The sequence below is a fragment of the Lysobacter sp. CA199 genome (assembly GCF_052078715.1).
GTDB lineage: Bacteria > Pseudomonadota > Gammaproteobacteria > Xanthomonadales > Xanthomonadaceae > Lysobacter.
Window position 1 is genome coordinate 478,486 of the sequence record NZ_JBQJIL010000001.1, and the last position, 22,685, is coordinate 501,170.

General features: G+C 67.9%; 23 protein-coding genes and 1 pseudogene. 5 read left to right on the forward strand and 19 right to left on the reverse strand.

What is annotated here, in order from left to right; translation table 11 throughout:
- Positions 1 to 82: 82 nt before the first annotated feature.
- Together ACTOWJ_RS02285 and ACTOWJ_RS02290 are read left to right on the forward strand one after the other, a co-directional pair.
- Complete coding sequence (locus ACTOWJ_RS02285) at positions 83 to 796, forward strand: LuxR C-terminal-related transcriptional regulator (protein ID WP_441332953.1); 714 nt, start codon at positions 83 to 85, stop codon at positions 794 to 796.
- A 622-nt stretch (positions 797 to 1,418) separates the two neighbouring features.
- Positions 1,419 to 2,006 (forward strand): Smr/MutS family protein, encoded by a 588-nt coding sequence (locus ACTOWJ_RS02290; RefSeq protein WP_441332954.1) that lies wholly within the window; start codon positions 1,419 to 1,421, stop codon positions 2,004 to 2,006.
- Between the two features lie 63 nt (positions 2,007 to 2,069).
- Here ACTOWJ_RS02290 and ACTOWJ_RS02295 read toward each other — a convergent pair whose 3' ends face one another.
- From ACTOWJ_RS02295 to ACTOWJ_RS02360, 14 genes and pseudogenes are all read right to left on the reverse strand, one after another.
- Positions 2,070 to 2,312, reverse strand: coding sequence for a hypothetical protein (locus ACTOWJ_RS02295; protein WP_441332955.1), 243 nt, complete (start codon positions 2,310 to 2,312; stop codon positions 2,070 to 2,072).
- A 233-nt stretch (positions 2,313 to 2,545) separates the two neighbouring features.
- Positions 2,546 to 3,613, reverse strand: a complete 1,068-nt coding sequence (truD, locus tag ACTOWJ_RS02300; protein ID WP_441332956.1) for a tRNA pseudouridine(13) synthase TruD — start codon at positions 3,611 to 3,613, stop codon at positions 2,546 to 2,548.
- The gene (gene ispF, locus ACTOWJ_RS02305) at positions 3,610 to 4,095 is read right to left on the reverse strand and encodes a 2-C-methyl-D-erythritol 2,4-cyclodiphosphate synthase (RefSeq protein ID WP_441333074.1); all 486 of its coding nucleotides are present in this window, start codon (positions 4,093 to 4,095) and stop codon (positions 3,610 to 3,612) included. The genes truD and ispF overlap by 4 nt, the downstream gene beginning before the upstream one ends.
- Entirely contained in the window at positions 4,086 to 4,367 is a 282-nt protein-coding gene (locus ACTOWJ_RS02310; protein WP_441332957.1) for a hypothetical protein, read from the reverse strand. The genes ispF and ACTOWJ_RS02310 overlap by 10 nt, the downstream gene beginning before the upstream one ends.
- A 35-nt stretch (positions 4,368 to 4,402) precedes the next feature.
- On the reverse strand, positions 4,403 to 5,092 hold the full coding sequence (ispD, locus tag ACTOWJ_RS02315) for a 2-C-methyl-D-erythritol 4-phosphate cytidylyltransferase (RefSeq protein ID WP_441332958.1): 690 nt from the start codon (positions 5,090 to 5,092) through the stop codon (positions 4,403 to 4,405).
- Positions 5,080 to 5,370 carry a hypothetical protein gene (locus ACTOWJ_RS02320; protein ID WP_441332959.1) on the reverse strand — a complete coding sequence of 97 codons (291 nt, stop codon included), beginning with the start codon at positions 5,368 to 5,370 and terminating at the stop codon, positions 5,080 to 5,082. Before ACTOWJ_RS02320 ends, ispD begins: the two co-directional genes overlap by 13 nt.
- A gap of 131 nt (positions 5,371 to 5,501) precedes the next feature.
- Positions 5,502 to 5,864: pseudogene (gene ftsB, locus ACTOWJ_RS02325) on the reverse strand (cell division protein FtsB); the annotation flags it as partial.
- Positions 5,865 to 5,889: 25 nt separating this feature from the next.
- A complete protein-coding gene (eno, locus tag ACTOWJ_RS02330) occupies positions 5,890 to 7,176 on the reverse strand; it encodes a phosphopyruvate hydratase (RefSeq protein ID WP_441332960.1) in 1,287 nt (428 codons plus the stop codon).
- Positions 7,173 to 7,700 carry a hypothetical protein gene (locus ACTOWJ_RS02335; protein WP_441332961.1) on the reverse strand — a complete coding sequence of 176 codons (528 nt, stop codon included), beginning with the start codon at positions 7,698 to 7,700 and terminating at the stop codon, positions 7,173 to 7,175. The genes eno and ACTOWJ_RS02335 overlap by 4 nt, the downstream gene beginning before the upstream one ends.
- A complete protein-coding gene (kdsA, locus tag ACTOWJ_RS02340; RefSeq protein WP_441332962.1) occupies positions 7,700 to 8,533 on the reverse strand; it encodes a 3-deoxy-8-phosphooctulonate synthase in 834 nt (277 codons plus the stop codon). Before kdsA ends, ACTOWJ_RS02335 begins: the two co-directional genes overlap by 1 nt.
- 17 nt (positions 8,534 to 8,550) lie before the next feature.
- The gene (locus tag ACTOWJ_RS02345) at positions 8,551 to 8,844 is read right to left on the reverse strand and encodes a hypothetical protein (protein ID WP_441332963.1); all 294 of its coding nucleotides are present in this window, start codon (positions 8,842 to 8,844) and stop codon (positions 8,551 to 8,553) included.
- Positions 8,841 to 10,499 (reverse strand): CTP synthase, encoded by a 1,659-nt coding sequence (locus tag ACTOWJ_RS02350; RefSeq protein ID WP_441332964.1) that lies wholly within the window; start codon positions 10,497 to 10,499, stop codon positions 8,841 to 8,843. Before ACTOWJ_RS02350 ends, ACTOWJ_RS02345 begins: the two co-directional genes overlap by 4 nt.
- Positions 10,500 to 10,788: 289 nt before the next feature.
- Positions 10,789 to 11,502: a phosphodiester glycosidase family protein gene (locus tag ACTOWJ_RS02355; protein ID WP_441332965.1), complete on the reverse strand. Its 714-nt coding sequence runs from the start codon at positions 11,500 to 11,502 to the stop codon at positions 10,789 to 10,791.
- 136 nt (positions 11,503 to 11,638) lie between these two features.
- The gene (locus tag ACTOWJ_RS02360) at positions 11,639 to 11,878 is read right to left on the reverse strand and encodes a hypothetical protein (RefSeq protein ID WP_441332966.1); all 240 of its coding nucleotides are present in this window, start codon (positions 11,876 to 11,878) and stop codon (positions 11,639 to 11,641) included.
- 348 nt (positions 11,879 to 12,226) lie between these two features.
- Between ACTOWJ_RS02360 and parE the strand changes: the two genes are divergently transcribed.
- The 3 genes from parE to ACTOWJ_RS02375 all read left to right on the forward strand — a co-directional run bounded on the left by parE (position 12,227) and on the right by ACTOWJ_RS02375 (position 15,131).
- Positions 12,227 to 14,146 carry a DNA topoisomerase IV subunit B gene (gene parE, locus ACTOWJ_RS02365; RefSeq protein WP_441332967.1) on the forward strand — a complete coding sequence of 640 codons (1,920 nt, stop codon included), beginning with the start codon at positions 12,227 to 12,229 and terminating at the stop codon, positions 14,144 to 14,146.
- Between the two features lie 276 nt (positions 14,147 to 14,422).
- Positions 14,423 to 14,764, forward strand: coding sequence for a hypothetical protein (locus ACTOWJ_RS02370; protein WP_441332968.1), 342 nt, complete (start codon positions 14,423 to 14,425; stop codon positions 14,762 to 14,764).
- A gap of 61 nt (positions 14,765 to 14,825) precedes the next feature.
- The gene (locus tag ACTOWJ_RS02375) at positions 14,826 to 15,131 is read left to right on the forward strand and encodes a hypothetical protein (protein ID WP_441332969.1); all 306 of its coding nucleotides are present in this window, start codon (positions 14,826 to 14,828) and stop codon (positions 15,129 to 15,131) included.
- Between the two features lie 53 nt (positions 15,132 to 15,184).
- On the opposite strand, the gene ACTOWJ_RS02380 is transcribed toward ACTOWJ_RS02375, so the two are convergent.
- The 5 genes from ACTOWJ_RS02380 to ACTOWJ_RS02400 form a co-directional block, all read right to left on the reverse strand.
- A complete protein-coding gene (locus ACTOWJ_RS02380) occupies positions 15,185 to 16,501 on the reverse strand; it encodes a winged helix-turn-helix domain-containing protein (RefSeq protein WP_441332970.1) in 1,317 nt (438 codons plus the stop codon).
- A 98-nt stretch (positions 16,502 to 16,599) separates the two neighbouring features.
- Positions 16,600 to 17,409 carry an N-formylglutamate deformylase gene (gene hutG / locus ACTOWJ_RS02385; RefSeq protein WP_441332971.1) on the reverse strand — a complete coding sequence of 270 codons (810 nt, stop codon included), beginning with the start codon at positions 17,407 to 17,409 and terminating at the stop codon, positions 16,600 to 16,602.
- Positions 17,410 to 17,418: 9 nt separating this feature from the next.
- On the reverse strand, positions 17,419 to 19,557 hold the full coding sequence (locus ACTOWJ_RS02390; RefSeq protein WP_441332972.1) for a prolyl oligopeptidase family serine peptidase: 2,139 nt from the start codon (positions 19,555 to 19,557) through the stop codon (positions 17,419 to 17,421).
- Between the two features lie 28 nt (positions 19,558 to 19,585).
- Complete coding sequence (gene gorA, locus ACTOWJ_RS02395; protein ID WP_441332973.1) at positions 19,586 to 20,965, reverse strand: glutathione-disulfide reductase; 1,380 nt, start codon at positions 20,963 to 20,965, stop codon at positions 19,586 to 19,588.
- Positions 20,962 to 22,260: an NAD(P)/FAD-dependent oxidoreductase gene (locus ACTOWJ_RS02400; protein WP_441332974.1), complete on the reverse strand. Its 1,299-nt coding sequence runs from the start codon at positions 22,258 to 22,260 to the stop codon at positions 20,962 to 20,964. The genes gorA and ACTOWJ_RS02400 overlap by 4 nt, the downstream gene beginning before the upstream one ends.
- Positions 22,261 to 22,685 lie beyond the last annotated feature (425 nt).

The window sequence follows — 22,685 nt, forward strand, 5'->3', positions numbered from 1 at the left end:
CGGGGGCGTATGATGGGTTCGACCCGCCGGGACGCAGGTATACAGGTACGGCATGGAGTACTGGGATCATATCGATCGCGTAATGCGCGCCGGCACGCTGGACGAGGTCAAAGCGGCCGCGACCGCCTTTACGCGGGCGGCCGGGTTCCAGCATCACGGCTATGCCACCCGGCTGCGCGAGCCGCTCAGCGGCGGCAGCGACTTCGTGTTCTTCGAGGACTTCGACAGCGATTGGTCGAAGACCTACCCCAAGCTGATCATGCCCCAATCCGAGCAGACCGATCCGCGCATCGTGCTTTCGCGCGAAGGCCTCCCGGCGGTGGCGTGGAATTCGCGCGGCCACACCAGTTACGAGGTGCCGCGCATTACCCTGGCGTTGCGCACGCGCAAAACCCTGACCCAGGCCGGTGAATTCGGCCTGCACGGCGGCATCACCGTGCCGAGTTGGTCGCCGGGCACCAGTTGGGCCTTCACCACCTTCACCCACAAGTCGCAACTCGATCCGCGCGAGCTGCTGCCGGTGCTAGGCGAATCGGTGTACTTCGTCAGTTGCATGCACGCGGCGATGGATCGCCTGCTGCGCCGCCCAGTCGGTTCGGCCAAGCTCAGCGATCGCGAATGCGAGGTGTTGCGCTGGTCGGCGATCGGCAAGACCTCGTGGGAAATCTCGATGATCCTGCGCATCAGCGAGCGCACGGTGAACTTCCACCTGCAACAGGTCTCGCGCAAGCTCGGCGTCAAGGGCCGGCGCGCGGCCTGCGCGCGCGCGGTCGCGCTGGGGTTGATCGTGCTGTGAGCGCGGGCCGGCGGGTTCGTCGCAGATGAGGTTTCGCGGTCGCGGCTCGCGCCGCTCCTGCATAGGGCGACCGTAGGAGCGGCGCGAGCGGCGACCGCGCGAATACAACGTCGACGCAACCTGCCCAGACTCGTTAGCGACGACGCCCGCGTCCAATCGATGCCCGCAACGGCACCGCGCCGCAAAGACTTTGCCGAATCAGCCGATTGAACTCTCGCCTCACTCGCCGCCTCAGCGGCGCCCTGACTTCGCGCATGCGACGAATCCACGCGCGGTTCTCGCGATTTCGTATCGCCCCACGCCCATCCCGGCAAACGAACGCTCGCTCGCGCGCTTGCCCTGAGCTCGCCCCCGCACCTGTCAGTTTTGACAGTACCCACCTCGCGCCCGCGGCCGCGCATGGTCAACTTTCTCGTACGGCATCGCCGCCACGCGCGCGGTGCACGGAGTAAGCGCGGCACGCGCCCTCCTCGCCAGTGTTTCCCCGGTGCTGGCCCGATTACCGACGGGTCGCAGGTCCCAAGGAAGGGCCGGGGCTTTTATTCTCCCCGTCGCGCGGGAATTGGCCGATCGGGGCGTGCGCGATCGGCGCTCCGCCCCGCGCGGCGATTATCCTGTACCGATGACGCCCCTGCCCGACCGCCCCGACCCGGATACCGACGGCGACGACGACGCGGCCCTGTTTCGTGCCGCGATCGGCGAGGTCCGTCGCCTGCCCGAAGTGGCCCCGCCGCCGGCCGCGCCGAAACCCAAGCCGCGTCCGCGCATGGCCGAGCGCGACGAAGCGCTGGCGCGCGAGGAATTCCGCCACGCTCTGGACGAAAGCCTGCTGGAGGCCGGCGACGCGCTGAGCTATCGCAGCGACGAGCTGCCGCCGAAGGTGTTCGCGCGGTTGCGCCGCGGCGAGATCTCGGCGCAGGAAGAACTGGATCTGCACGGCAGCCGCGCGCGCGAAGCCGAAGCGCTGCTGCGCGCCTTCCTCAACGACGCGCGCGCGCACGAACTGGGCTGCGTGCGGATCATCCACGGCAAGGGCCGCAACGGCGTCAGCGATTACCTCGACAGCCGCGGTGCGCCGGTATTGAAGAATCTGGTCGACCGGATGCTGCGGCAACGCGCCGACATCCTCGCCTTCCACTCCGCGCCGCCCGCGCAGGGCGGCACCGGAGCGGTGCTGGTGCTGCTGGCCAAACCGCAGCGGCGGCGTTGAGCCGTTGCGGGCCGATCGGGCCGCTGCGTCGACGCGCGCGCCGACGCGACGGCCGGTTCGCCGCTACGGCGTGGGCGTGCGAGCCAACTTGCGCCGGTCCGGCGGATTGACCCAGACCACATCGATGCCGCGACGCCGCGCCACGCGCTCGACCGCGGACACGTACTGGCTGTCGCGGTCCATGCCCTCGATCGCGTGCTTGGACAAACCCGGTGCGGCGTAGGCGGTCTTGGTCGGAGTACCGGCGCAAGCGGCCAGACCGAGAATGGACAACGACAGGACGGCAACACGCAACGATGCGTTCATGACCTGAGCTCCCTGACGTGCATGAAACCCGGCCGCGCTGGCCGCCGGGCGGCAACCGGCCCCTGCCGGCTGTTAACTCGGCTTATACGCCGGCGAAAACCGTGAGCCAGTGCCCATCGATACCACCCGACGAGCGGTCGTTCGCGGTGTCCGAATGCGGCCTGTCCAGGGGCGGGATCGGTGGTCGTGGGGGCTTTGAAACCGCCTCGCTCGCCGCCATGCGACGGGTCGTACTATCGCGCGCCCTCGATCCGGCCGAGTTCGGCCAACACCACCGTCGCATACGCGCCCGCCGGCAACACGAACGAAACTTCCAGCGCGTCGTCGGCGAGCCATCGCCAGCTCAGCCCATCCGGACGCAAACGCAGCGCGCGCCGCTCCTGATCCAGGCCGGCCGCTTCCAGCCCGGCGCGCAAGGACGCGGCCTGTTCGCCGGCCATCGCCTCGAGCTCCAACGCGCGCACCGCGTCCTGGCTGCGCAGCTCGCCGCGGCCCCACAACGGCCCGCTGGGGTGAATGTCGAACGCGGCCAGGCGTTGCGCCAAGGCCTCGCTCCACGGCTCCGGGCCGAACACGCTGCGGCTGCCGGCCAACGACCAGACCTCGCCCGCGAGCGCTTCGCCCGCGCGCAGGCCGTCCCAACTGCCGTCGCGCACGCGCGCGGCCAACGCCCGGTTGAACAATTCCGAACGCGCCGCCGACAGCAGCATGCTGCGCTGTTCGCGCTGCACCCGGCGGCCGGCGAACATCGCCAGCGCATTGGCGACGTTGTCGCCTTCGCGGCCGAAGCGCTGCTCGCCGAAATAATTCGGCACGCCGCGTTCGGCGATGCGCTGCAATCGCGTCTGGATCGCCTCGCGCTCGCCTTCGACCTCGCGCAGCGTCAATACGAAACGATTGCCGGCCAAGGCGCCGCGCGGCAATTTCTTCGCGTGCCAGTGGTGTTCGAGCACGCGCAGCTCATCGCTTTCCAGCGCCGCCAGATCCGGCGCGACCCGCTTGGGCAGATGCACGCTGAAGCGCTGCACGGTGACCGCGTGGCGGTCCTTGAGTCCGGCATAACCGATCGCGACCTCGCCCACGCCGGCCCACTGCGCCAGGCGCTTGGCGGCGAAGGCGGTGTTCATGCCGCGCTTTTCCACGGTCAGCAGCAGATGCTCGCCGCTGCCGGTGGCGGCGAAACCCGGCAACTCCTCGACCCGAAAATCCTCCGGCGCGCTGCGGATGCGCGCGCGCAAGGCCGCCTCGCCGTTGGCGCGCGGCAGGGCCGCATCTGTGGCTGGATCGCGCGCGTCGCTCATGCGCCGACCAACAGGCAGACCGCCATCGCCGCGATGCCTTCGCGGCGCCCTGTGAAACCCAGTTGTTCGGTGGTGGTGGCCTTGATGCTGACCGCATCGAGCGCCACGCCCAGATCGGCGGCGATCGCCTCGCGCATGGCCAGCGCATGCGGACCGACCTTGGGCCGTTCGCACACCACGGTCACATCGCAGTTGCCGAGCCGATACCCGCGTTGTCCGACCAGCGCATTGCAATGGCGCAGGAACTGGCGGCTGTCGGCGCCGCGCCAGCGTTCGTCGCTGGGTGGAAAGTGCTGACCGATGTCGCCGAGCGCGAGCGCGCCGAGCATGGCGTCGCACAGCGCGTGCAGCACCACATCGCCATCGGAATGGGCGAGCACGCCGCGATCGTGCGGCACGCGCACGCTGCCGAGCATGACGTGGTCGCCGTCGCCGAAGGCGTGGACGTCGTAGCCCTGGCCGATGCGGATGTTCATTGAGATTCCTTGGAGGTGCCGCGCTGGCCGGAGATCGGTTCGGGCGTGGATCGGCGGTCGCGTCGCGCGCGGCCGCCGCGGGGGCGCAACAATAGCCATATTCCGCCGGCCATGACAGCCAGCGAAACCGCTAACCGACCCAATAACGCCGCCGTCGACGGCGGCGTGCCGAAGGGGTCGGCATCGTTGGCGAGTTGGGCGCCGGCCGGGTCGAGCAAGGCCAGCATCGCGAAAGCGGCGACCATCAACGCGACCAGGCAGATCAGCACGCCGATCATCCTCGCGATCCTCGCCATCGGTTTCCTCCTCGCGCTCAGCGTTTGCCCAGCAAAAACTCAGCCAGCGCCAGATCCGCCGGCGTGGTCACTTTCAGATTGTCCTCGCGGCCTTCGACCAGACGCGGGCGCACGCCCATGCGCTCCATCGCCGACGCCTCGTCGGTGACGATCACGCCCGCCGCCGCGGCATCGGCCAGTGCCGCGGTCAGCGCCGCGCGACGGAAGGCCTGTGGCGTGAATGCGCGCCACAATCCCCCGCGCGGCTCGGTGCCGACGATGCAGCCCTCGCCCGCGCGTTTGAGCGTGTCGCGCAACGGCGCGCCGAGGATCGCGCCTTGTTCCGAGGCTTCGGCCGCATCGATCAGCCGACCGATATCCTCGCCGCGCAGATTGGGCCGCGCCGCGTCGTGCACCAACACCAGGCTGTCGTCGCCGAGTTCGGCCGGCAGCGCGCGCAAGGCGGCGAGCACCGAATCGGCGCGTTCGCCGCCGCCCACGCAGCGCAGCACCGGTTTGCCGTGCAACTGCGTCCAGCCCGGCCACAAGGCGTCGCCGGCCGACAAAGCGACCATCGCGCCGGTCACGCGCGGATGCGACAGCAAGGCGTCGAGCGCGTGTTCGATCAGCGGTTTTCCGGCCGCGCGCAGATACTGCTTGGGCGTGTCGCCGCCGAAGCGCTGGCCGCGGCCGGCGGCGGGAAGCACGGCCCAAATCATGCGAGCCACCGGTTGCGAAGCTTGCCGCCGATGCGCGCGCGGGCGGCCGGTTTCGCGGCTTGAATCGATGCCGTCATCGCCACTCCCGCCCTCATGGCTTCCCTGGTTCCGGCGAACGCCGAAACGACGGTGTTCGATTTTCGCCGGTTATTTCCATTTCGCGCATCGCCCGCGCTGCGCTGGTCGCATCTGCCGCGCTGGTTTCGCGAGACGTCGCGAACATCCCAAGCGCCCGATACCTCCATCGAGCCAGCGGCGAGAACCACGCCATCGCGCGCGCGCTTCATCGCCTGCCTCAATGCCCGGGCCGTTCTTGCACAGGCGCGGGCATGGGTTGCGGCGGCGGTGTCTGCGGCGGCACTTCGGTCGGCGGTTCGTCGACCTGTTCTTCCAGCCCCGGTTCTTCATCGGTCGTGCGATCGTCGGCCGCCGGGCCGTTCTGCACCGCGCTGACCGCCGCAGCCGCATTCGGGCCGGGCTGTTGCGGCTTGGCTTCGACCACGCGATAGAAGGTCTCGCCGGGCTTGATCATGCCCAGCTCGCTGCGCGCGCGTTCCTCGACCGCGGCCTCGCCGGACTTGAGGTCTTCCACTTCCGCCGCCAGCGAGCCGTTGCGCTGCTGCAGCCCCTGATTGTCGCGGGTCTGCCCGTCGACCTGGGCCTGTAGCGCAGCGACGCTGCCGCCGCTGCCGCCGCCGGCCCACCACAGGCGGTATTGCAGAAAGGCGAGCAACCCCAGCAAGGCCAGTACCAGCACGGCCAGCCAGCGTTTGCCCGCCATCGGAGCCATAGCGCTCAGACCGGACTCAGCGGCGCAGCGACACGAACGCGTCGCGACCGGCGTAACGGGCGCCCGCGCCCAGGGCTTCCTCGATGCGCAGCAACTGGTTGTACTTGGCCACGCGATCGCTGCGGCACAGCGAACCGGTCTTGATCTGGGTCGCGGTGGTGGCGACGGAAATGTCGGCGATGGTGGTGTCCTCGGTTTCGCCCGAACGGTGCGAAACCACCGCTGCGTACTTGGCGCGGTCGGCCATGGCGATGGCTTCCAGGGTTTCGGTCAGGGTGCCGATCTGGTTGACCTTGATCAGGATCGCGTTGGCCACGCTCTTGTCGATGCCCTCTTTGAAGATCTTCGGGTTGGTCACGAACAGATCGTCGCCGACCAGTTGCACCTTGTTGCCGATCTTGTCGGTCAGCAGCTTCCAGCCGCTCCAATCGTCTTCGGCCATGCCGTCTTCGATGGTCACGATCGGGTACTGCGCGGCCCAGTTGGCCAGGAAGTCGACGAACTGCTCGCTGGTCAGGCGCTTGCCCTCGCCGACCAGGTGGTACTTGCCGTTATCAAAGAACTCGGTCGAAGCCACGTCCAGGCCCAGCAGGATGTCTTCGCCGGCCTTGTAACCGACCTTGCCGATCGCTTCCAGGATGGTTTCCAGCGCTTCCTCGTTGCTGCGCAGGTCCGGCGCGAAACCGCCTTCGTCGCCGACCGCCGTGCTCAGGCCGCGGCCCTTGAGCACCGACTTGAGCGCGTGGAACACCTCGGCGCCGGCGCGCAGCGCCTCGGCGAAGGTCGGCACGCCGACCGGCAGGATCATGAATTCCTGCAGGTCGACATTGTTATCGGCATGCGCGCCGCCGTTGATGATGTTCATCATCGGCACCGGCAACACGGCCTGGCGGTCGCCGGCCAGGTACTTCCACAGCGGCAGCTTCTTCGAAGCGGCCACGGCGTGCGCGTTGGCCAGCGAAACGCCGAGCAGCGCGTTGGCGCCCAGGCGGCCTTTGTTCTCGGTGCCGTCCAGGTCGATCATGCGGCGGTCGAGGCCGGCCTGATCGGTCGCATCCAGGCCCTTGATGGCCTGGGCGATGGTGGTGTTGACGTTCTCGACCGCCTTGCGCACGCCCTTGCCGAGGTAACGGGTCTTGTCGCCGTCGCGCAGTTCCACGGCTTCCTTGCTGCCGGTGGAGGCACCGGAGGGGACCAGGGCGCGGCCGAAGCTGCCGTCGGCCAGGGTGACTTCGGCTTCCAGGGTCGGGTTGCCTCGGCTGTCGAGGATTTCGCGGGCGTGGATCTGGGTGATCGAGGTCATGGGGTCGAGGAGGTCTGAGTGGAAAGGTGGGCTTGCAGTTCGGCGAGCTTGGCTCGGCTGGCCGCAGTGTCGTCGAGTTTGAACGAACCGGCCAAGGGGCGTATGCCGTCGTTCGCATTTTTCGGCGGGTTGGCCAGGATCAGGTAGTCGGCGCCGGCGCTGAGCGGTAAGCCGCAGTTGCTGACATCGCTTTGCAGCACCAGCGGTTTCGCACCGTCCCCCGCGCCCTTGAGAGCGCGCTTCAACGAAGCATCGGCCAGTTGCGTCGGCAAACTGAAACTCACGTTCATGGGTACGTTGCCGGACATGATGCGCATCGCCAACTCATCCTGTTCCGGGGTCAGCGGGTGAACCGTCTCGACGTGGGCGATGAAGATCCATGCGGCGGTATCGGCCACCTCGACCGCAGCCGGCGGCTGATGCGCGGGAACCGTCCTGCAGGCCATGGCCGGGGCGCAGACCAGACCGAGGCCCGTCAGCAGCACGAGCCCTCGCGACACCCCGATCCCCCAGCCGCGCCGCATCAGAAGTCCTGTTCCAAAAACCCGTTCTTCTTGGTGACCCGGTCCAGTTCGACCAGGGTCTCCAGCAGGCCGCGCATCTTCGGCAGCGGCACGGCGTTGGGGCCGTCGGACAGGGCTTCTTCCGGGCGCGGGTGGGTTTCCATGAACACGCCCGAGACGCCGACCGCGATCGCCGCGCGCGCCAGCACCGGGACGAACTCGCGCTGGCCGCCGGACTTGCCGTCCATGCCGCCGGGCAGTTGCACCGAATGGGTCGCGTCGAACACCACCGGACAGCCGGTGTCGCGCATCACGCTCAGCGAGCGCATGTCGCTGACCAGGTTGTTGTAGCCGAAGCTGGCGCCGCGCTCGCAGGCCATGATCGCCTCGTTGCCGGTGGCCTTGGCCTTGGCGGTGACGTGCTTCATCTCCCAGGGCGAGAGGAACTGGCCCTTCTTGATGTTGACCGGCTTGCCGGCGCGGGCCACGTTCTGGATGAAATCGGTCTGCCGGCACAGGAAGGCCGGCGTCTGCAGCACGTCGACGACCGAGGCGACCTCGTTCATCGGCGTGTATTCGTGCACGTCGGTGAGCACCGGCACGCCGATCTGGCGCTTGACCTCGGCCAGCACCCTGAGCCCTTCCTCCATGCCCGGGCCGCGGAAGCTGGTCGCCGAGGTGCGATTGGCCTTGTCGAAGCTGGACTTGAAGATGAAGGGAATGCCCAGCGCCGAGGTGATTTCCTTGAGCTGGCCGGCGACATCGAGTTGCAACTGCATCGACTCGATCACGCAGGGGCCGGCGATCAGGAAGAACGGTTGGTCAAGACCAACTTCAAAACCGCACAGTTTCATGGTGTGTTTCCAATTGATCAGGGTGTCGATCCGGGCGCCGACTTGGCGGCCCGACGATTGCGCAGGTGGTCCACCACACCGGTCACCAGCACGATCACGGTGAAAATCAACAAGGGCACTTCGATCGCGGCCGTGCCGAGCACGAAAAACAGTCCCATCATCCCGAAGCCGTCTCCCGCTCCGGTACTCCGCAGCCAATACTGATATCCCGCCGCGCCCAGCAGCGGCACGACCAGGCAGGCCACCGCCAGCCAGGCGCTGAGTTTCAGCGCCTGGGACTCGAAGGGCGCAGCCCGCACGGCCGGGCTCATCCCCGCACTTCCTTCAACAACTTGCCGCCGGCCTTGGCCTCGCGCGCGGCGCGCACGAAGCCGATAAACAACGGGTGGCCATCGCGCGGCGTCGACAGGAATTCCGGGTGCGCCTGGCAGGCCAGGTACCACGGATGCTGGCTGCGCGGCAGTTCGACCATTTCGACCAGCAGGTCGTCCATCGACTTGGCCGCGATCACCAGGCCCGCGTCTTCGAGCTGGGTGCGGTAGCGGTTGTTGAACTCGTAGCGGTGGCGGTGACGCTCGCCGACCACGTCCTTGGCGTACAACTCGCGCGCCAGAGTGCCGGGCTTGATCCGCTGGTCCTGCAGGCCCAGGCGCATGGTGCCGCCCAGGTCGCTGGCTTCGCTGCGGCGCTCGAGCTCGCCGGTGGCGGTGCGCCACTCGGTGATCAGGCCGATCACCGGATGCGGGCTGTGCTTGTCGTTCTCGGTGCTGTTGGCGTTTTCCAGACCGACCACATGACGCGCGTAATCGACCACCGCCGCCTGCATGCCGTAGCAGATGCCGAAATACGGGATTTTGTTCTCGCGCGCGTACCGGGCCGTGGCGACCTTGCCCTCGAAACCGCGATCGCCGAAGCCGCCGGGCACCAGGATGCCGTCGACGCCCTTGAGCGGCTCCACGCCGTCGCGCTCGATCTCGCTGGATTCGAGCCACTTCAGCTTGACCTTGGTGCGCTGGCGCAGGCCGCCGTGCTTGAGCGCTTCGGACAGCGACTTGTACGCATCCTGATGGTCGATGTACTTGCCGACCACGGCGATGGTGACCTCGTCGACCGGATGCTCGGAGGCATCGACGACTTCGTTCCACTCGCTCAGGTTGGCCGGACCGGGCTGCAGGCGCAGACGGTCGAGCACGATCGCGTCCAGGCCCTGCTCATGGAACCACTGCGGCAGCTTGTAGATATTGTCCAGATCGACCGCCGAGATCACCGCCTTTTCCGGCACGTTGGTGAACAAGGCGATCTTGCGGCGCTCGCCGTCGGGCAGCGGCTGTTCGCTGCGGCACAACAGCACGTCGGGCTGGATACCGATCGAGCGCAGTTCCTTGACCGAATGCTGGGTCGGCTTGGTCTTGAGCTCGCCGGCCGCGGCGATGTACGGCACCAGGGTCAGGTGCATGAACAACGCGTGCTCGGGGCCGCGCTCGGTGCGCAGCTGGCGGATCGCTTCCAGGAACGGCAGCGACTCGATATCGCCGACCGTACCGCCGACCTCGACCAGGGCCACGTCGAAGCCCTCAGTGGCCTCCACGATCAGGCGCTTGATCTCGTCGGTGATGTGCGGGATCACCTGCACGGTGCCGCCGAGGTAATCGCCGCGACGTTCCTTGCGGATCACGTTCTCGTAGATCCGTCCGGTGGTGATCGAGTTCTTGCGGCTCAGCCGCGTGCGCAGGTAGCGCTCGTAATGGCCCAGGTCCAGGTCGGTCTCGGCGCCGTCGTCGGTGACGTAGACCTCGCCGTGCTGGAACGGGCTCATGGTGCCCGGGTCCACGTTGATGTAGGGGTCGAGCTTCATCATCGTCACGCGCAGGCCGCGCGCTTCGAGGATGGCCGCCAACGAGGCCGCTGCGATGCCCTTGCCCAAGGAGGACACCACGCCGCCGGTGACGAAAATCAGGGGAGTCATGGATTTTGCTGCCGCTGGAAAGCCGCAGTTTACAGGCTGGGGCGTGAAGCTGCGACTGCTTGACAGCGCCGCGGCGATACCGAAGCGGGCACGCAGCCCGCTGCTGCGGGATTTGGCGGAGGTTCGGTCGGCTCCATCGCCGCCCCCGAACCGTGCGCCGCCAGGCAGGCAGCAGACTCCAGACGACAGCCGCCAAACCTGGAGGGCCGGGCGCCCTGCCCGGTTACCACCGAGGTTCTGGCGCTAGGGATTCCAGGCCGGCGGCGTTTGTTTAGGCCGGCCCGGGCCGCTATTCGATCACCCCGAACATCGGACCGAGCTTGGCCCGCGAATCCTTCCTGCGCAATTCCGGTGCATACAGGCTCGACACGGTGCCATCGAGGTACAAGGCATCGCGGCACTGCAGCTCATCGCGAAAATAGGCGGCAAATTCGTACAGGCTCACTTGCGTGTCGCTGATGACCAGCAAGACGATGCCGTCCTTGACCGCCACACCGTTGCGGATATGCCGCGATGTCGACTGTGGATCGAGGCGCGGATGGATGCGTCCGTCCTGCAGCAGCAGCGGTCCGGACTGGGTCGCCAGGCGTACGCCCCGGGACACGGCGCGATAGCGCGAGGACTCGACCACGCGCGCGCCTTCATCGGACAGCAAGAACACGCCATTGGGCTTGAGGTAGAAGTTGCCCTCGCCTTCGCGCAGATTGAGCGGCGCCAGTTCCTGACCGTCGGCGACCAACAGGCCGACCGGCGAGTAGTCAGGCTCGTACATGCCTGCGTTCATCGCGTAACGCAGGTGCTGGCCGCGCGCGGCGAGCCAGCGGTCCAGTCGCGCCGGCGACTGCAGCATCCGGCCTTGCTCGTCGCGCAGATACAGGCCCAGCGTCTGCGTACGCGGATCGATCCGGACCACGGTGTAGCGCGGCTCGCGCGCGAACAGCGGCAAGCTGAAGAGGCAGGCCAACAACAGACCGAACCCGGTGGTGAAGCGATGATTCGACAAGAGCGCCCCCGTCCGTTTCGCGGTGGCGGACGATACGACTCGCCCGGTTCGCAGAAAATAGCAGCCCCGAAACGACCAACGCCCCGGCAAGCCGGGGCGTTGGTCGTTTCGAGCGAGCCGTCCGAACGAGCCGGACTTACTTGTCGCCTTCTTCCTCCGGCTCGACGCCGCGGTCGCCGGACTTCTTCTTTTCCGCGTCGGCCTTCTTCTTGGCCTCGGCTTTCTTCGCATCCTCGGCCTTCTTGGCGTCTTCGGCCTTCTTATCGGCCTGCGGATCCTGCTGGGCGAACGCGCTGGGCGCGATCAGCACGGTCAGGGCAGCGGCGATGGCGGCGGGGAGCAGCAGCTTGCTGGCTTTGCGCAGATTGATCTTCATGGTGTGGCCTCCTACGAATGGGAACCTGGGTCGCGGGCCGGCCCGGCGGGGCTGGACGGGCTCGCGATACGCCTTGGGGGTTCCTTTCCACTGGCGACGCGGCGGACCCTAACCCTTGCCCCCATGCTGTGGGCTGAACCGGCAATATCAAGCGATGAGGATACCGGTCGGCGGCGATCCCGCATCCGACCCGTTCCGCGCGCGGGCCGCTCCGGCCCGCGCGGTCTCAAACTGCGAGACGCCCGCCGCGCAAGCTTCCCGGCCACTCTTCACACCGCGCGGCTTGACCACCCCGCCCGCCGTGTTCATCCTCGCCGCTCCGAACACCACGGCCACGCCCAACAGTTAATGAGCAGTCGCTATAACGCCGCCGACATCGAAGTCCTCTCCGGACTGGACCCGGTCAAACGCCGCCCGGGCATGTATACCGACACCACCCGGCCGAACCACCTGGCCCAGGAAGTCATCGACAACTCGGTGGACGAGGCCCTGGCCGGCCACGCCCGCACGATCGAGGTGACCCTGTACGCCGACGGTAGCTGCGAGGTCTCCGACGACGGCCGCGGCATGCCGGTGGACATCCATCCGGAGGAGAAAGTCCCCGGTGTGGAGCTGATCCTGACCCGCCTGCACGCCGGCGGTAAGTTCAACAACAAGAACTACACCTTCTCCGGCGGCCTGCACGGCGTCGGCGTGAGCGTGGTCAACGCGCTGTCCAAGCTGGTCGAAGTGCACATCAAGCGCGACGGCAACGAATACCGCATGACCTTCAAGGACGGCGACCGCGCCACCCCGCTGGAGATCGTCGGCACGGTCGGCAAGAAGAACACCGGTACCCGCGTGCGCTTCTGGCCCGACGCCAAGTACTTCGACACACCCAAGATCAACCTGCGCTCGATCAAACACGTGCTGCGCGCCAAGGCGGTGCTCTGCCCCGGCCTCAACGTCAAGCTGTTCGACGAAGCCAGCGGCGAGCGCACCGAGTGGTACTTCGAGGACGGCCTGCGCGATTATCTGTCCGGCGAGTTGCGCGAAGGCCAGCCGCAGCGCGAGCTGCTGCCGCCGGACCTGTTCGTCGGCCAGCTCAAGAAAGACACCGAAGTAGTCGACTGGGCGGTGGCCTGGGCGCCCGACGGCGAGCTGACCCAAGAGAGTTACGTCAACCTGATCCCGACCGCCCAGCACGGCACCCACGTCAACGGCCTGCGCACCGGCTTCACCGACGCGCTGCGCGAGTTCTGCGACTTCCGCAACCTGCTGCCGCGCGGGGTCAAGCTGGCGCCGGAAGACGTCTGGGACCGGGTCGCGTTCGTGCTCAGCATCAAGATGACCGATCCGCAGTTCAGCGGTCAGACCAAGGAACGCCTGTCCTCGCGCCAGGCCGCCGGCTTCGTCGAAGGCGCCGCGCACGATGCGTTCTCGCTGTGGCTCAACCAGCACACCGAACTGGGCGAGCGCATCGCCCAGTTGGCGATCGAGCGCGCCGCCGCGCGTCTGAAGACCGAAAAGCAGATCGTCCGCAAGAAGATCACTCAGGGCCCGGCCCTGCCCGGCAAGCTCGCCGATTGCAGTTCGCAGGACCTCTCGCGCACCGAGCTGTTCCTGGTGGAAGGCGACTCGGCCGGCGGCAGCGCGCGGCAGGCCCGCGACAAGGATTTCCAGGCGATCCTGCCGCTGCGCGGCAAGATCCTCAACACCTGGGAAGTCGCCTCTGGCAGCGTGCTCGCTTCGCAGGAAGTGCACGATCTGGCGGTGGCGATCGGCTGCGATCCGGGCAAGGAAGACATCACCGGGCTGCGTTACGGCAAGGTCATCATCCTGGCCGACGCCGACTCCGACGGCCTGCACATCGCGACCTTGCTCAGCGCCTTGTTCCTGCGCCATTTCCCGGCGCTGGTCGCGGCCGGCCACATCTTCGTGGCGATGCCGCCGCTGTTCCGCGTCGACGTGGGCAAGACCGTGTTCTACGCGCTCGACGAAGAGGAAAAGCGCATCCTGCTGGAGAAGATCGAGCGCGAGAAGGGCGACCGCAAGAAGGGCCTGAGCGGCGCGATCAACGTCACCCGCTTCAAGGGCCTGGGCGAGATGAACGCCTCGCAGTTGCGCGAATCGACCATCCACCCCGACACCCGCAGGCTGGTCCAGCTGACCATCGACGACAACGCTCAGACTCATTCGCTGATGGACATGCTGCTGGCCAAGAAGCGCGCCGGCGACCGCAAGAGCTGGCTGGAAACCAAGGGCGACCTGGCTACGCTTGAAGTCTGACGGGCCTGCGGCCCTGCGCAGTCCGATCGGATCGCCGCATCGTCCGCCCGAAGACGCGGCAGGCTCAACCTGGCTCCATCGCCTCAAACGCCGCCGCCAGGCGGCGTTACTTTTTCGGCACATCCGGCATCGATCGCCGCAGCCGCATAATCACGCAGCCATGCGGCGCCTTACGGCAATCTGCCGGCATCGGCATGCATCGGGAGATCAAAATGAAAGGATGCGGCGTTTGCCTCGTGCGCTCCAACAGCCGTTCCAACGGCGAGGAACGTGCCCATGGCCTATGAAAGCGAAGCTATCAGGCGCAAGGCGCCCGGCGACTCCAGCGGACGTTTGTTCGGCGTGCTGGCCTGGTGCGCGCTGCTGATCGGCCCGGCGCTGGCCTGGCTGGTGGTGTTCGCGCTGACCCCGGAAAGCCAATGCGGCGACTGGAGCCTGCGCTGCACCGGCAAGGCGATCATGTACAGCGCCGCCAGCTGGCTGTTCGGCTCGCTGCTGGGCATCACCGCGCTGTTCCGCGGCGAGCGCCGCTCGCTGGCGGTGCCGGCGTTGGTCTTGAACATGATTCCGTTGCTGGGGCTGCTGGCGGCGTATATGGTGCTGGCCGATCGCGCCTGACGCTCGCGGGCCATCGCGCCTGCCCTGTGCAATCCGAACCGAACCGACAAAGACTCGTCGCATGCCCTCGATCCAAGGCCCGAAGCACCGCACCGAAGTAATGGGCATGCCCGACGAAAGCCTGTCGGTGCGAGCCGCCTCTCTCGGCGAGGCGATCGCGGCCTACGAGGCCGAGTACGCGGTCGCGATCGTCGAATCGCAGGATCACAACGGCCGCTATTTCATTCACCGCGACCTTCGCAGCGGCGAAGAGGAATACGTCGACATCCACGTCCTGCGCGGCGACGGCGAACACTGCGCGCGCCAGGATCGCGACTTTCCGCTACGCGAAGACGACGTGATCGTACTGGGCTTTCTGGTCTGCTGATCGCATCGATCACGCGGATCGGCTGCGGCCGCGATCCATTCCAACAAGCGCGTTCAAATCAGCGCAGCCAGCGCGGCCTTGAGCGACTTCGCGAACGCAACCGGGCGGCAACGCCCCAATTTCACCTTCGGCGTTTCATGCCAGCGCGCGCAGTCGACGATGGCCCGGGCGATGTCCGCCGCCAATGCCTCGTCGGCGACCACGCCCTCTTCCAGATACAGCGCCTTGACTTCGAACTCGCCCTTGGCGCGATGCGCCTTCGCATCCAGCCGGCCGACCAGGCGGCCGCGCACCAGGATCGGCAGCACGAAGTAGCCGTAGCGACGCTTGGGCTCGGGCGTGTAGCACTCCAGGGTGTAGTCGAAACCGAAGAACTCGCTGGCGCGTTCGCGATCCCAGACCAAAGGATCGAACGGCGACAACAAGGTCGAATGCGTCGCGCGCAAACGGCCAGTCGAAGCGGCGGCCAGGGCGACGGCATGATCGCGATGCACGTAGCCCGGCGCGTTCCAGCCTTTGACTTCCACCCGCAGCAAGGCGCCTTGCGCGACCAGTGGTTCCAGATCGGCATCGCGCACGCGCGGACGCAGACGAAAATAGTCGGCGACCCAGCGCGCTTGAGCCACGCCCAGCGCGCGCACGGATTTAAGCAAGGTCTCGCGTCGCACGGTATCGGCATCGATCGGCGTGCCGTCCCAGCCCGACACGGCGATACCGGCCACGCGTTCGCTCAGATCGTAGACCCGCTGGAAATTCTCGCGCCGCGCGACCATCAACTCGCCGAGGGCGAAACCGGTTTCGAGCCAGCGTTTTTCGTCCTTCCAGCCCCACCAGCCGCCAGCGCCGACGCGCGCCTGATCGCGTTCGAAGTCCGAGGATTTGACCGGACCGAGTTCGCGGATATGCGCCAGCAGGCGATCGATCTTGGCGCCGCTGGTCTGGCGATGATGCTGGGCGTTGCGGATCGCCCAATGGTGCTGGCGTTGCGGCAAGGCGTTGCGGTGCAGCAGGTAGTCGTCCATCGGCGCGAAGCAGGCTTCGTGCGCCCAGATTTCGAATATCTCGCGCTGCGCCAGCAACTCCTCCAGCCAATGCGCCGGGTAAGCGCCCAGGCGCGAGAACAGCACCAGGTAGGGACTGCGCGCGACGACATGGATGGTGTCGATCTGCAGCAGTTGCATGCGCGCGATCGCCGCCAGCGCATCGGGCCGCGCCGCGCGCTTGCGCGGCCGCGTCAGCAGGCCTTGCGCGTGCAGATGCAGCGCGCGCGCTTGAGTCAGGCTGAGCGCCGCGGCTTGGGTCGGGGCTGTAGCGGCCTTGGATACGACGCGCTTGGCCGCAGCGCTGCGCGACGGCGCGGTTTCGACCACGACCGCAGCCGAGGTTTCGGTTGCGACGGCGGCGTCGCTTGGCGAACCATCGCCCGGCGAAGAAGACGCGCCGCGTCGCGTCGCTGAGCGCGCCGAATTCATGCGTCCTGCGATTCCAGGGTCGCGCGCAGCAACTCCCGCAACAGCGGCTGCAGGCGCGCGGCCTTGGCCTCATCGAAGGCGAAGCTGTCTTCGTCCATGTAGTTGCGCTGGCTCAGCTCCAACTGCACCGCCTGCACGCCGATCTCCGGATCGCCGTAATGGCGGGTGATGTAACCGCCCTTGAAGCGGCCGTTGGCGATCCAGTCGTAGTCGTTCTGCGCGGCCAGGATGCCTTCGAGCCGGGCCTGCAGTTGCGGCAGGCAACTGGCGCCGGCGGCCGTGCCGAGATTGAGGTCGGGCAGCCGCCCCTCGAACAGGAACGGCACTTCGCCGCGGATCGAATGGCCTTCCCACAGCACCGCGCGGCCGTGCTCGCCGCGGATGCGGTCGAGTTCGGCGACCAGGGTTTCGTGGTACGGCCGCCAGTACAGTTCGACCCGCTCGGCCACTTCGGCTTCATCGGGCGCCTGGCCGTCCAGATACACCGCCTCGCCGCTGAACTGCACGGCCGGACACAGGCCGGTGGTGTTCTGGCCCGGGTACAGCGAGACGTCGTCCGGCGGCCGGTTCAGGTCGACCACGTAGCGCGAATGGCGCGGCACCAGGATCGAGGCGCCCAGCTGGAGCGCGAATGCGTACAGGCGCGAGACGTGCCAGTCGGTATCGGGCGCGCGACGCGCCGATTCGACCATGCGCGCCTTGAAAGCCTCGGGAATCAGCGAGCCGTCGTGCGGCAGGCTGATCAGCAGCGGCGCGCTGCCGCGATGCAGTTGGAAAACCGGTTCGGTCGGATGCGGGACGTTCATGCGGGGATGTCAGTCGGCGCCGGGCGGCAGGTGCCGGCGGAAGAAGTCCATGGTACTGCGATGCACCTGAAGCCAGGTCGCGTAGCGCAGGAAGAAGTGATCCTCGTCCGGAACGACCAGGGTTTCCACCGGCAGCTTACGTTCGCGCAGACGTCCGACCAGATCGATACTCTGGGCGAACTTGACCGCGCGATCGTCGTCGCCGTGCACGATCAGCACAGGCGAGCGCCAGCCGTCGATATGCGCGACCGGCGAGGACTTGAATGCGGTTTCCAACTCGTCGGGCTTGATGCCCCACGAACCGCTGTTGTCGCCGCCCTTGGCGCTCTCGCGCCAGTCGTGCACGCCGTGGCGATCGACGCCGGCGGCGAACAGGTCGGAATTGCGGGCGAGCGCCGAGGCGGTCAGAAAACCGCCGTAGGAACCGCCGTAGATGCCGATGCGGCGCGGGTCGACGTCGGCGCGCTGGGCCAACCAGGCCTGCGCGGCGAGCACATCCTGGTACTCGGAGGCTCCGCGCGGCCCCTGTTTTTCGGCCCGGCGAAAGGCTTGGCCGTAACCGGTGCCGTCGCGGTAATTCAAGGCCAGCACCATGTAGCCGCGGCTGGCCAGCCATTGGTTGCTGGCGTAGTCGTTGTAGTAGTAGCTGTTGTAGTGCCAGCCCGGCAGCATCTGCCGGATCGGGCCGCCGTGCACGTAGATCAACGCCGGCCGCTTGCCCTTGAAACCGGCCGGCGGCTCGAACACGGTCGCATGCGAGATCACCCCGTCGCTGGCGCGCAGAGTCATGGTCTTGGGCTCGACCAGCCGGTCGAGCGGGAATTGCGCCGGCAGTCGCGCCGGGAAAATCCGCCGCGGTTCGCCGCCGGTGCGCGGCATCACCGCGATCGCGGTCGGCCGGCGCGCGTCGGCATGGCGGAACGCGATCCACTCGCCGCCGGCGAGCACGGTCGGTTCGGTGGAGATCTCGTCCTTCGCGCTGAGCAGGGTCTGCGCCGCGCCCTTGGCATCGACGCTGAATATCTGCCGGTGATCGATCTGGGCGCAGTTGCCGCTGAACAAGAACGCGCCGTCGTCGGCAAGGTCGACGGTTTCGGCCTCGCACTCGCCGCGGCTCAACGGCGACGGCGCGCCGCCTTCGGGCGAGATCGCGTACCAATGCAGCCAGCCGCTTTGTTCGGAGGCGAAGATCAGGCGGTTGTCGCGGCTCCACAGCAAGGGGGTGGCGCTGAATTGGGCGTAGCCGCCGGCGGTCTGCTTGGAGTGGAAGATTTTTTTCGCAAGCCCTGTGTTGGCGTCGGCGGTCCAGATTTCGAAGGGGTGGGCGTTGGTCAGATCGAACGCCTCGCCGCCGCGGGTGGCGGCGGTGCGCAGGAAGGCGATGCTGCGGCCGTCGGGCGAGAACACCGGGTTGGCGTCGTTGTAGAAATCCGCGCCCATCCAGCGCACCGAGCGCGCGGCCAGATCGAGCACACCGACGAACGCGTGGTCGCCGCGATTGCTGCTGAAGGCCAGCAGCTTGCCGTCGGGCGAGAACTCGGCGGCGCTGTTGGCGCCGCGGGTCTTGATCAACGCTTCCTTGCACCAGCCCGGCGCGGTCGCGCCCGGCAGCGGATAGCAGCCGATGCCGCGCCCCTGCACGATCAAGGCATCGCCGTTCGGCGCGAACTGCACCGCGCGACCGGCGGCGATGCGCTGCGGCTTGGCCGAGCCGTCGCTGGCGACCAGCCACACCGCTTGTTCCTGCCCGTCCGGATCGCCGGTGGGATTGCTGTTGTTGCCGGCCGCGTCGGCGCCGCCGCCGCGCGCATAGGCCAGCCAGCGGCCGTCGCGGCTGAACTGCAGCGCGCCGAGCACCTGACCGTCGTCCTCGTCGAAGGCGGTGAGCTGGCGCGGCGCGAACTGCGGCGCGCGCGCGGCCCACAGATTGCGCACGCCGCGCTCGTTGGCGACCCAGGCCAGCAGTGGCGCGCCCTGCGCTGCAGTCAGTTGTTCGGGCTGGGGCGCGCCGAGCAGGTCGGCGATGTCGAAGTCCGCGGCCTGCGCGCCGACCGCGAATGCCGCGCCGGCCGCGAGCGCCGCAATCCTGGCAATCTTCGCCGCGCTCAGGATCCGATGCGGGGGATACTTACGATCGTTGCCGTTCATGCCGTGTGTTCCCCTCTCGCTTCGGTTTTCAACGCATCAGCACCACTTCCTCGGCGCTGGTCGGATGGATGGCGACCGTGTCACGCAGGTCGTCCAGGGTGATGCCGCGCTTGAGCGCCACCGCGAAGCCCTGCAGCATCTCGTCGGCTGCATCGCCGAGCAGATGGATGCCGACCACGCGGCGCTCCTGGCCGACGCAGATCAACTTGAACAAGCTGCGCTGCGGCGACTCGGCCAGGGCGTACAGCATCGGCCGAAAACCGGCGCGGTAGATGTGCAGATTGTCACCATGTCGCGCCCTGGCTTGGTCTTCCGTGAGCCCCACCTTGCCGATCGGCGGATGGGAGAACACCACGGTCGGAATGTTCTGCTGATCCAGCTGGCCTTCGCGCTTGCCGTAGACGCGATCCATCAGTCGCCGCGCGGCGGCGATCGCGACCGGGGTCAGTTGCACATCGCTGGTCGCATCGCCGACCGCGTTCACGCCGGCCACGCTGGTCGCATGCAGTTCGTCGACGACGATATGACCGCGCGCGTCCAGCTTCACGCCGAGTCGTTCCAGCCCCATGCGCGCGGTGTTCGGCCGGCGGCCGGTCGCGAACAACACCTTGTCGAAGGCTTCGCTGAGCGATCCGTCGGCGCCGCGCACGCGCACGCGCTCGCCGTCGGCTTCCAGGGCCTGGATGGCATGACCGAAATGCAGGCGCACGCCGCTTTGGCAGTAATCGTCGGACAACTGCGCGGTGAGTTCGGCGTCGAAACCCTCCAGCAGACGCGGGCCGCGCGCGAACACTTCCACCCGGCTGCCCAGGGCCTGCAGCACGCCGGCCAGTTCCACCGCGATGTAACCCGCGCCGACGATCGCTACCCGCTCGGGCGCCGCGCTCCAGCCGAAGAAATCGTCCGAGGTGCCGCCGAGTTCGGCGCCGGGAATCTCCGGCTTGACCGCATGGCCGCCGGTCGCGATCAAGATCCGCGGCGCGCTCAACCGCGCGCCGTTCTCGCATTCCACCGTATTCGCGTCGAGCAGGTGCGCGCGCATCGGCGCAACCACGATGCCGCTCGCGTCCAGGCGTTTGCGGTAGCTTTCGTGGATGTTGGCGATGTAGCGCTGGCGGTGAACGATGAAGGTCGGCCAATCCAGCTCGCAGCGCCGTCCTTCGGGCTGGTCGATGGCGAAACCCAGCGACTGCGCCATGCGCAATTTTCCGGCGATGTCGGCGGCCAGCCACATCGCCTTCTTGGGTACGCAACCGACGTTGACGCAGGTGCCGCCGAGCAAGGCCGGTTCCAGCAGCGCCACGCGCGCGCCGTACTCGGCCGCGCGGAACGCGCCGGCCAGGCCGCCCGAGCCGCCGCCGATCACGATCAGGTCGAAATGGGTCTTGCCTTGTTCGTCTGCGTTCAAGCGAAACGCTCCGGTCGGTAGGGATGCGGGTCGATCGCGGTTTCGCGGCCGGCGATCAGGTCGGCTATCAACTGGCCGGTCCCGGCGCTCATGCTCACGCCCATCATGCCGTGGCCGGTGGCCAGCCACAGGCCGTCGCGGCCGGGCACGCGACCGATCAGCGGCACGTCGTCGATGCTCATCGGCCGCCAGCCCTGCCAGCGCTCGCGCTCGACCGGGCCGACGGGCTGGTGCAGATATTCGGCCGCGCCGCGCTCCAGCGCCGCCAGACGGCGCGGGTTGAGGCTGTCGTCGAAACCGGAGAATTCCATCGTGCTGCCGAGGCGGAAGCCGCTGTCCCACATGGTCACGCAGACCTTGCGCTCGCGCAGCACCACCGGCCGGCGCGGGGTCAGCGCGGGACGGTCGTAAGTGATCGAATAGCCCTTGCCCGGCTGCATCACCCGTTTGAGCGCGGGCAGGCCGATCGCTTCGGACAGCTGCGGCGACCACGCGCCGAGCGCGATCACCGCCTCTCGCGCGCGCATCGGCCCGCGCGAGGTGTCCAGTTCGATGCCGTCGTCACCGCGTTGCGCTCCGCGCAGGGCGCAGTTCTCGACGATCTCGCCGCCGCGCTCGGTCACCGCGCGCACGAGCGCATCCACGTACTTGTCCGGCCGCAGCACCGCGTCGTGATCGAAACGGATCGCGCCGGCGACGCCGGGCTTGAACGCCGGATCCTGCGCTTCGTACGCCGCGCCGTCGATCAGTTCGACTTGCACGCCGAACTCGCGCAGCAGGTCGAGCTCGTGCTGGCCGGCGGCGAACGCGGCAGCATCGCGGAATACGTAGTCGACGCCGGAACTGTCGAACTCGCAGACCAGGCCGTACCGCCTGACCCAGTCTTCGAGCCGCTCACGCGAATCGTTGAGCAACGCCGCCTTGGCCTGCGCGCTGGCCCGCCAGTCGCGCGGATTGCAGCGCGCCGCGAATCCCAGCAGCCAACGCCACAGTTGCGGGTCGAATCTGGGATGCACGTACAGGGGCGCGTCGGGGGTCAGCATCCAACGCAGTGCCTGGGCAACGACGCCCGGCGCGGCCAGCGGGGTGGCATGGCTGGGGGTGATGGTGCCGCAGTTGCCGTGCGAGCTGCCGGCGCCCGGCGAGCGGGCGTCGAGCACCCGCACTCCCCGACCGTCGGCCAGCAAGGCCAGCGCGCAGGTCAGGCCGATCACGCCGGCGCCCACGATCACCACGTCCTCGCGCCGGCCCGTCGCCGGGTCGGCCCGAGCCTCATCCACCTGCACTGCGCCCATGGTGCTCCATCGCTGGCTCCGAACGGTTCCGCGCCCGCGCGCGGCAATGGCATGCGCCGTCGTATACGGCACCGCGACATAGTACCGGCCCCGCACCGAGGCGGTTGCGATGCCGATCGGATACAGGGTTTCACCCATGCGCGTCGCCGCCGGTCCGCTAGCGAGGCTTTGCGCAAGCTGGCGGTGGCGCGGTGCCGTGGGAGGGGCTCCAACCCCTGCGTCTTCGTGTCCGATCGCCGCGAGCCGGACGAAAAGCATCGGCCTGAAGGCCCTCCCACCGTGGGTGCAGCGACGCCCGAGCCGATCGCGCCGGCGACGCGTTCGCGTCCACGCCGCAAGCCAACGCATCGACGAGGCCCTGCATCGCGCTCCGCTTATTCCCCTGTGAAGTTCTGTGACGCGCTGCGAACTGGCCGGCGCGATTG

What these genes read in the sequence shown, in the direction of transcription:
- ACTOWJ_RS02285 (WP_441332953.1), top strand. Translation starts at nt 83, where the DNA reads ATGCGCGCCGGCACGCTGGACGAGGTCAAAGCGGCCGCGACCGCCTTT.
- ACTOWJ_RS02290 (WP_441332954.1), top strand. Translation starts at nt 1,419, where the DNA reads ATGACGCCCCTGCCCGACCGCCCCGACCCGGATACCGACGGCGACGAC.
- ACTOWJ_RS02295 (WP_441332955.1), bottom strand. Translation starts at nt 2,312, where the DNA reads ATGAACGCATCGTTGCGTGTTGCCGTCCTGTCGTTGTCCATTCTCGGT.
- truD (WP_441332956.1), bottom strand. Translation starts at nt 3,613, where the DNA reads ATGAGCGACGCGCGCGATCCAGCCACAGATGCGGCCCTGCCGCGCGCC.
- ACTOWJ_RS02310 (WP_441332957.1), bottom strand. Translation starts at nt 4,367, where the DNA reads ATGATCGGCGTGCTGATCTGCCTGGTCGCGTTGATGGTCGCCGCTTTC.
- ACTOWJ_RS02320 (WP_441332959.1), bottom strand. Translation starts at nt 5,370, where the DNA reads ATGAAGCGCGCGCGCGATGGCGTGGTTCTCGCCGCTGGCTCGATGGAG.
- eno (WP_441332960.1), bottom strand. Translation starts at nt 7,176, where the DNA reads ATGACCTCGATCACCCAGATCCACGCCCGCGAAATCCTCGACAGCCGA.
- ACTOWJ_RS02335 (WP_441332961.1), bottom strand. Translation starts at nt 7,700, where the DNA reads ATGCGGCGCGGCTGGGGGATCGGGGTGTCGCGAGGGCTCGTGCTGCTG.
- kdsA (WP_441332962.1), bottom strand. Translation starts at nt 8,533, where the DNA reads ATGAAACTGTGCGGTTTTGAAGTTGGTCTTGACCAACCGTTCTTCCTG.
- ACTOWJ_RS02345 (WP_441332963.1), bottom strand. Translation starts at nt 8,844, where the DNA reads ATGAGCCCGGCCGTGCGGGCTGCGCCCTTCGAGTCCCAGGCGCTGAAA.
- ACTOWJ_RS02350 (WP_441332964.1), bottom strand. Translation starts at nt 10,499, where the DNA reads ATGACTCCCCTGATTTTCGTCACCGGCGGCGTGGTGTCCTCCTTGGGC.
- ACTOWJ_RS02360 (WP_441332966.1), bottom strand. Translation starts at nt 11,878, where the DNA reads ATGAAGATCAATCTGCGCAAAGCCAGCAAGCTGCTGCTCCCCGCCGCC.
- parE (WP_441332967.1), top strand. Translation starts at nt 12,227, where the DNA reads ATGAGCAGTCGCTATAACGCCGCCGACATCGAAGTCCTCTCCGGACTG.
- ACTOWJ_RS02370 (WP_441332968.1), top strand. Translation starts at nt 14,423, where the DNA reads ATGGCCTATGAAAGCGAAGCTATCAGGCGCAAGGCGCCCGGCGACTCC.
- ACTOWJ_RS02375 (WP_441332969.1), top strand. Translation starts at nt 14,826, where the DNA reads ATGCCCTCGATCCAAGGCCCGAAGCACCGCACCGAAGTAATGGGCATG.
- hutG (WP_441332971.1), bottom strand. Translation starts at nt 17,409, where the DNA reads ATGAACGTCCCGCATCCGACCGAACCGGTTTTCCAACTGCATCGCGGC.
- ACTOWJ_RS02390 (WP_441332972.1), bottom strand. Translation starts at nt 19,557, where the DNA reads ATGAACGGCAACGATCGTAAGTATCCCCCGCATCGGATCCTGAGCGCG.
- ACTOWJ_RS02400 (WP_441332974.1), bottom strand. Translation starts at nt 22,260, where the DNA reads ATGGGCGCAGTGCAGGTGGATGAGGCTCGGGCCGACCCGGCGACGGGC.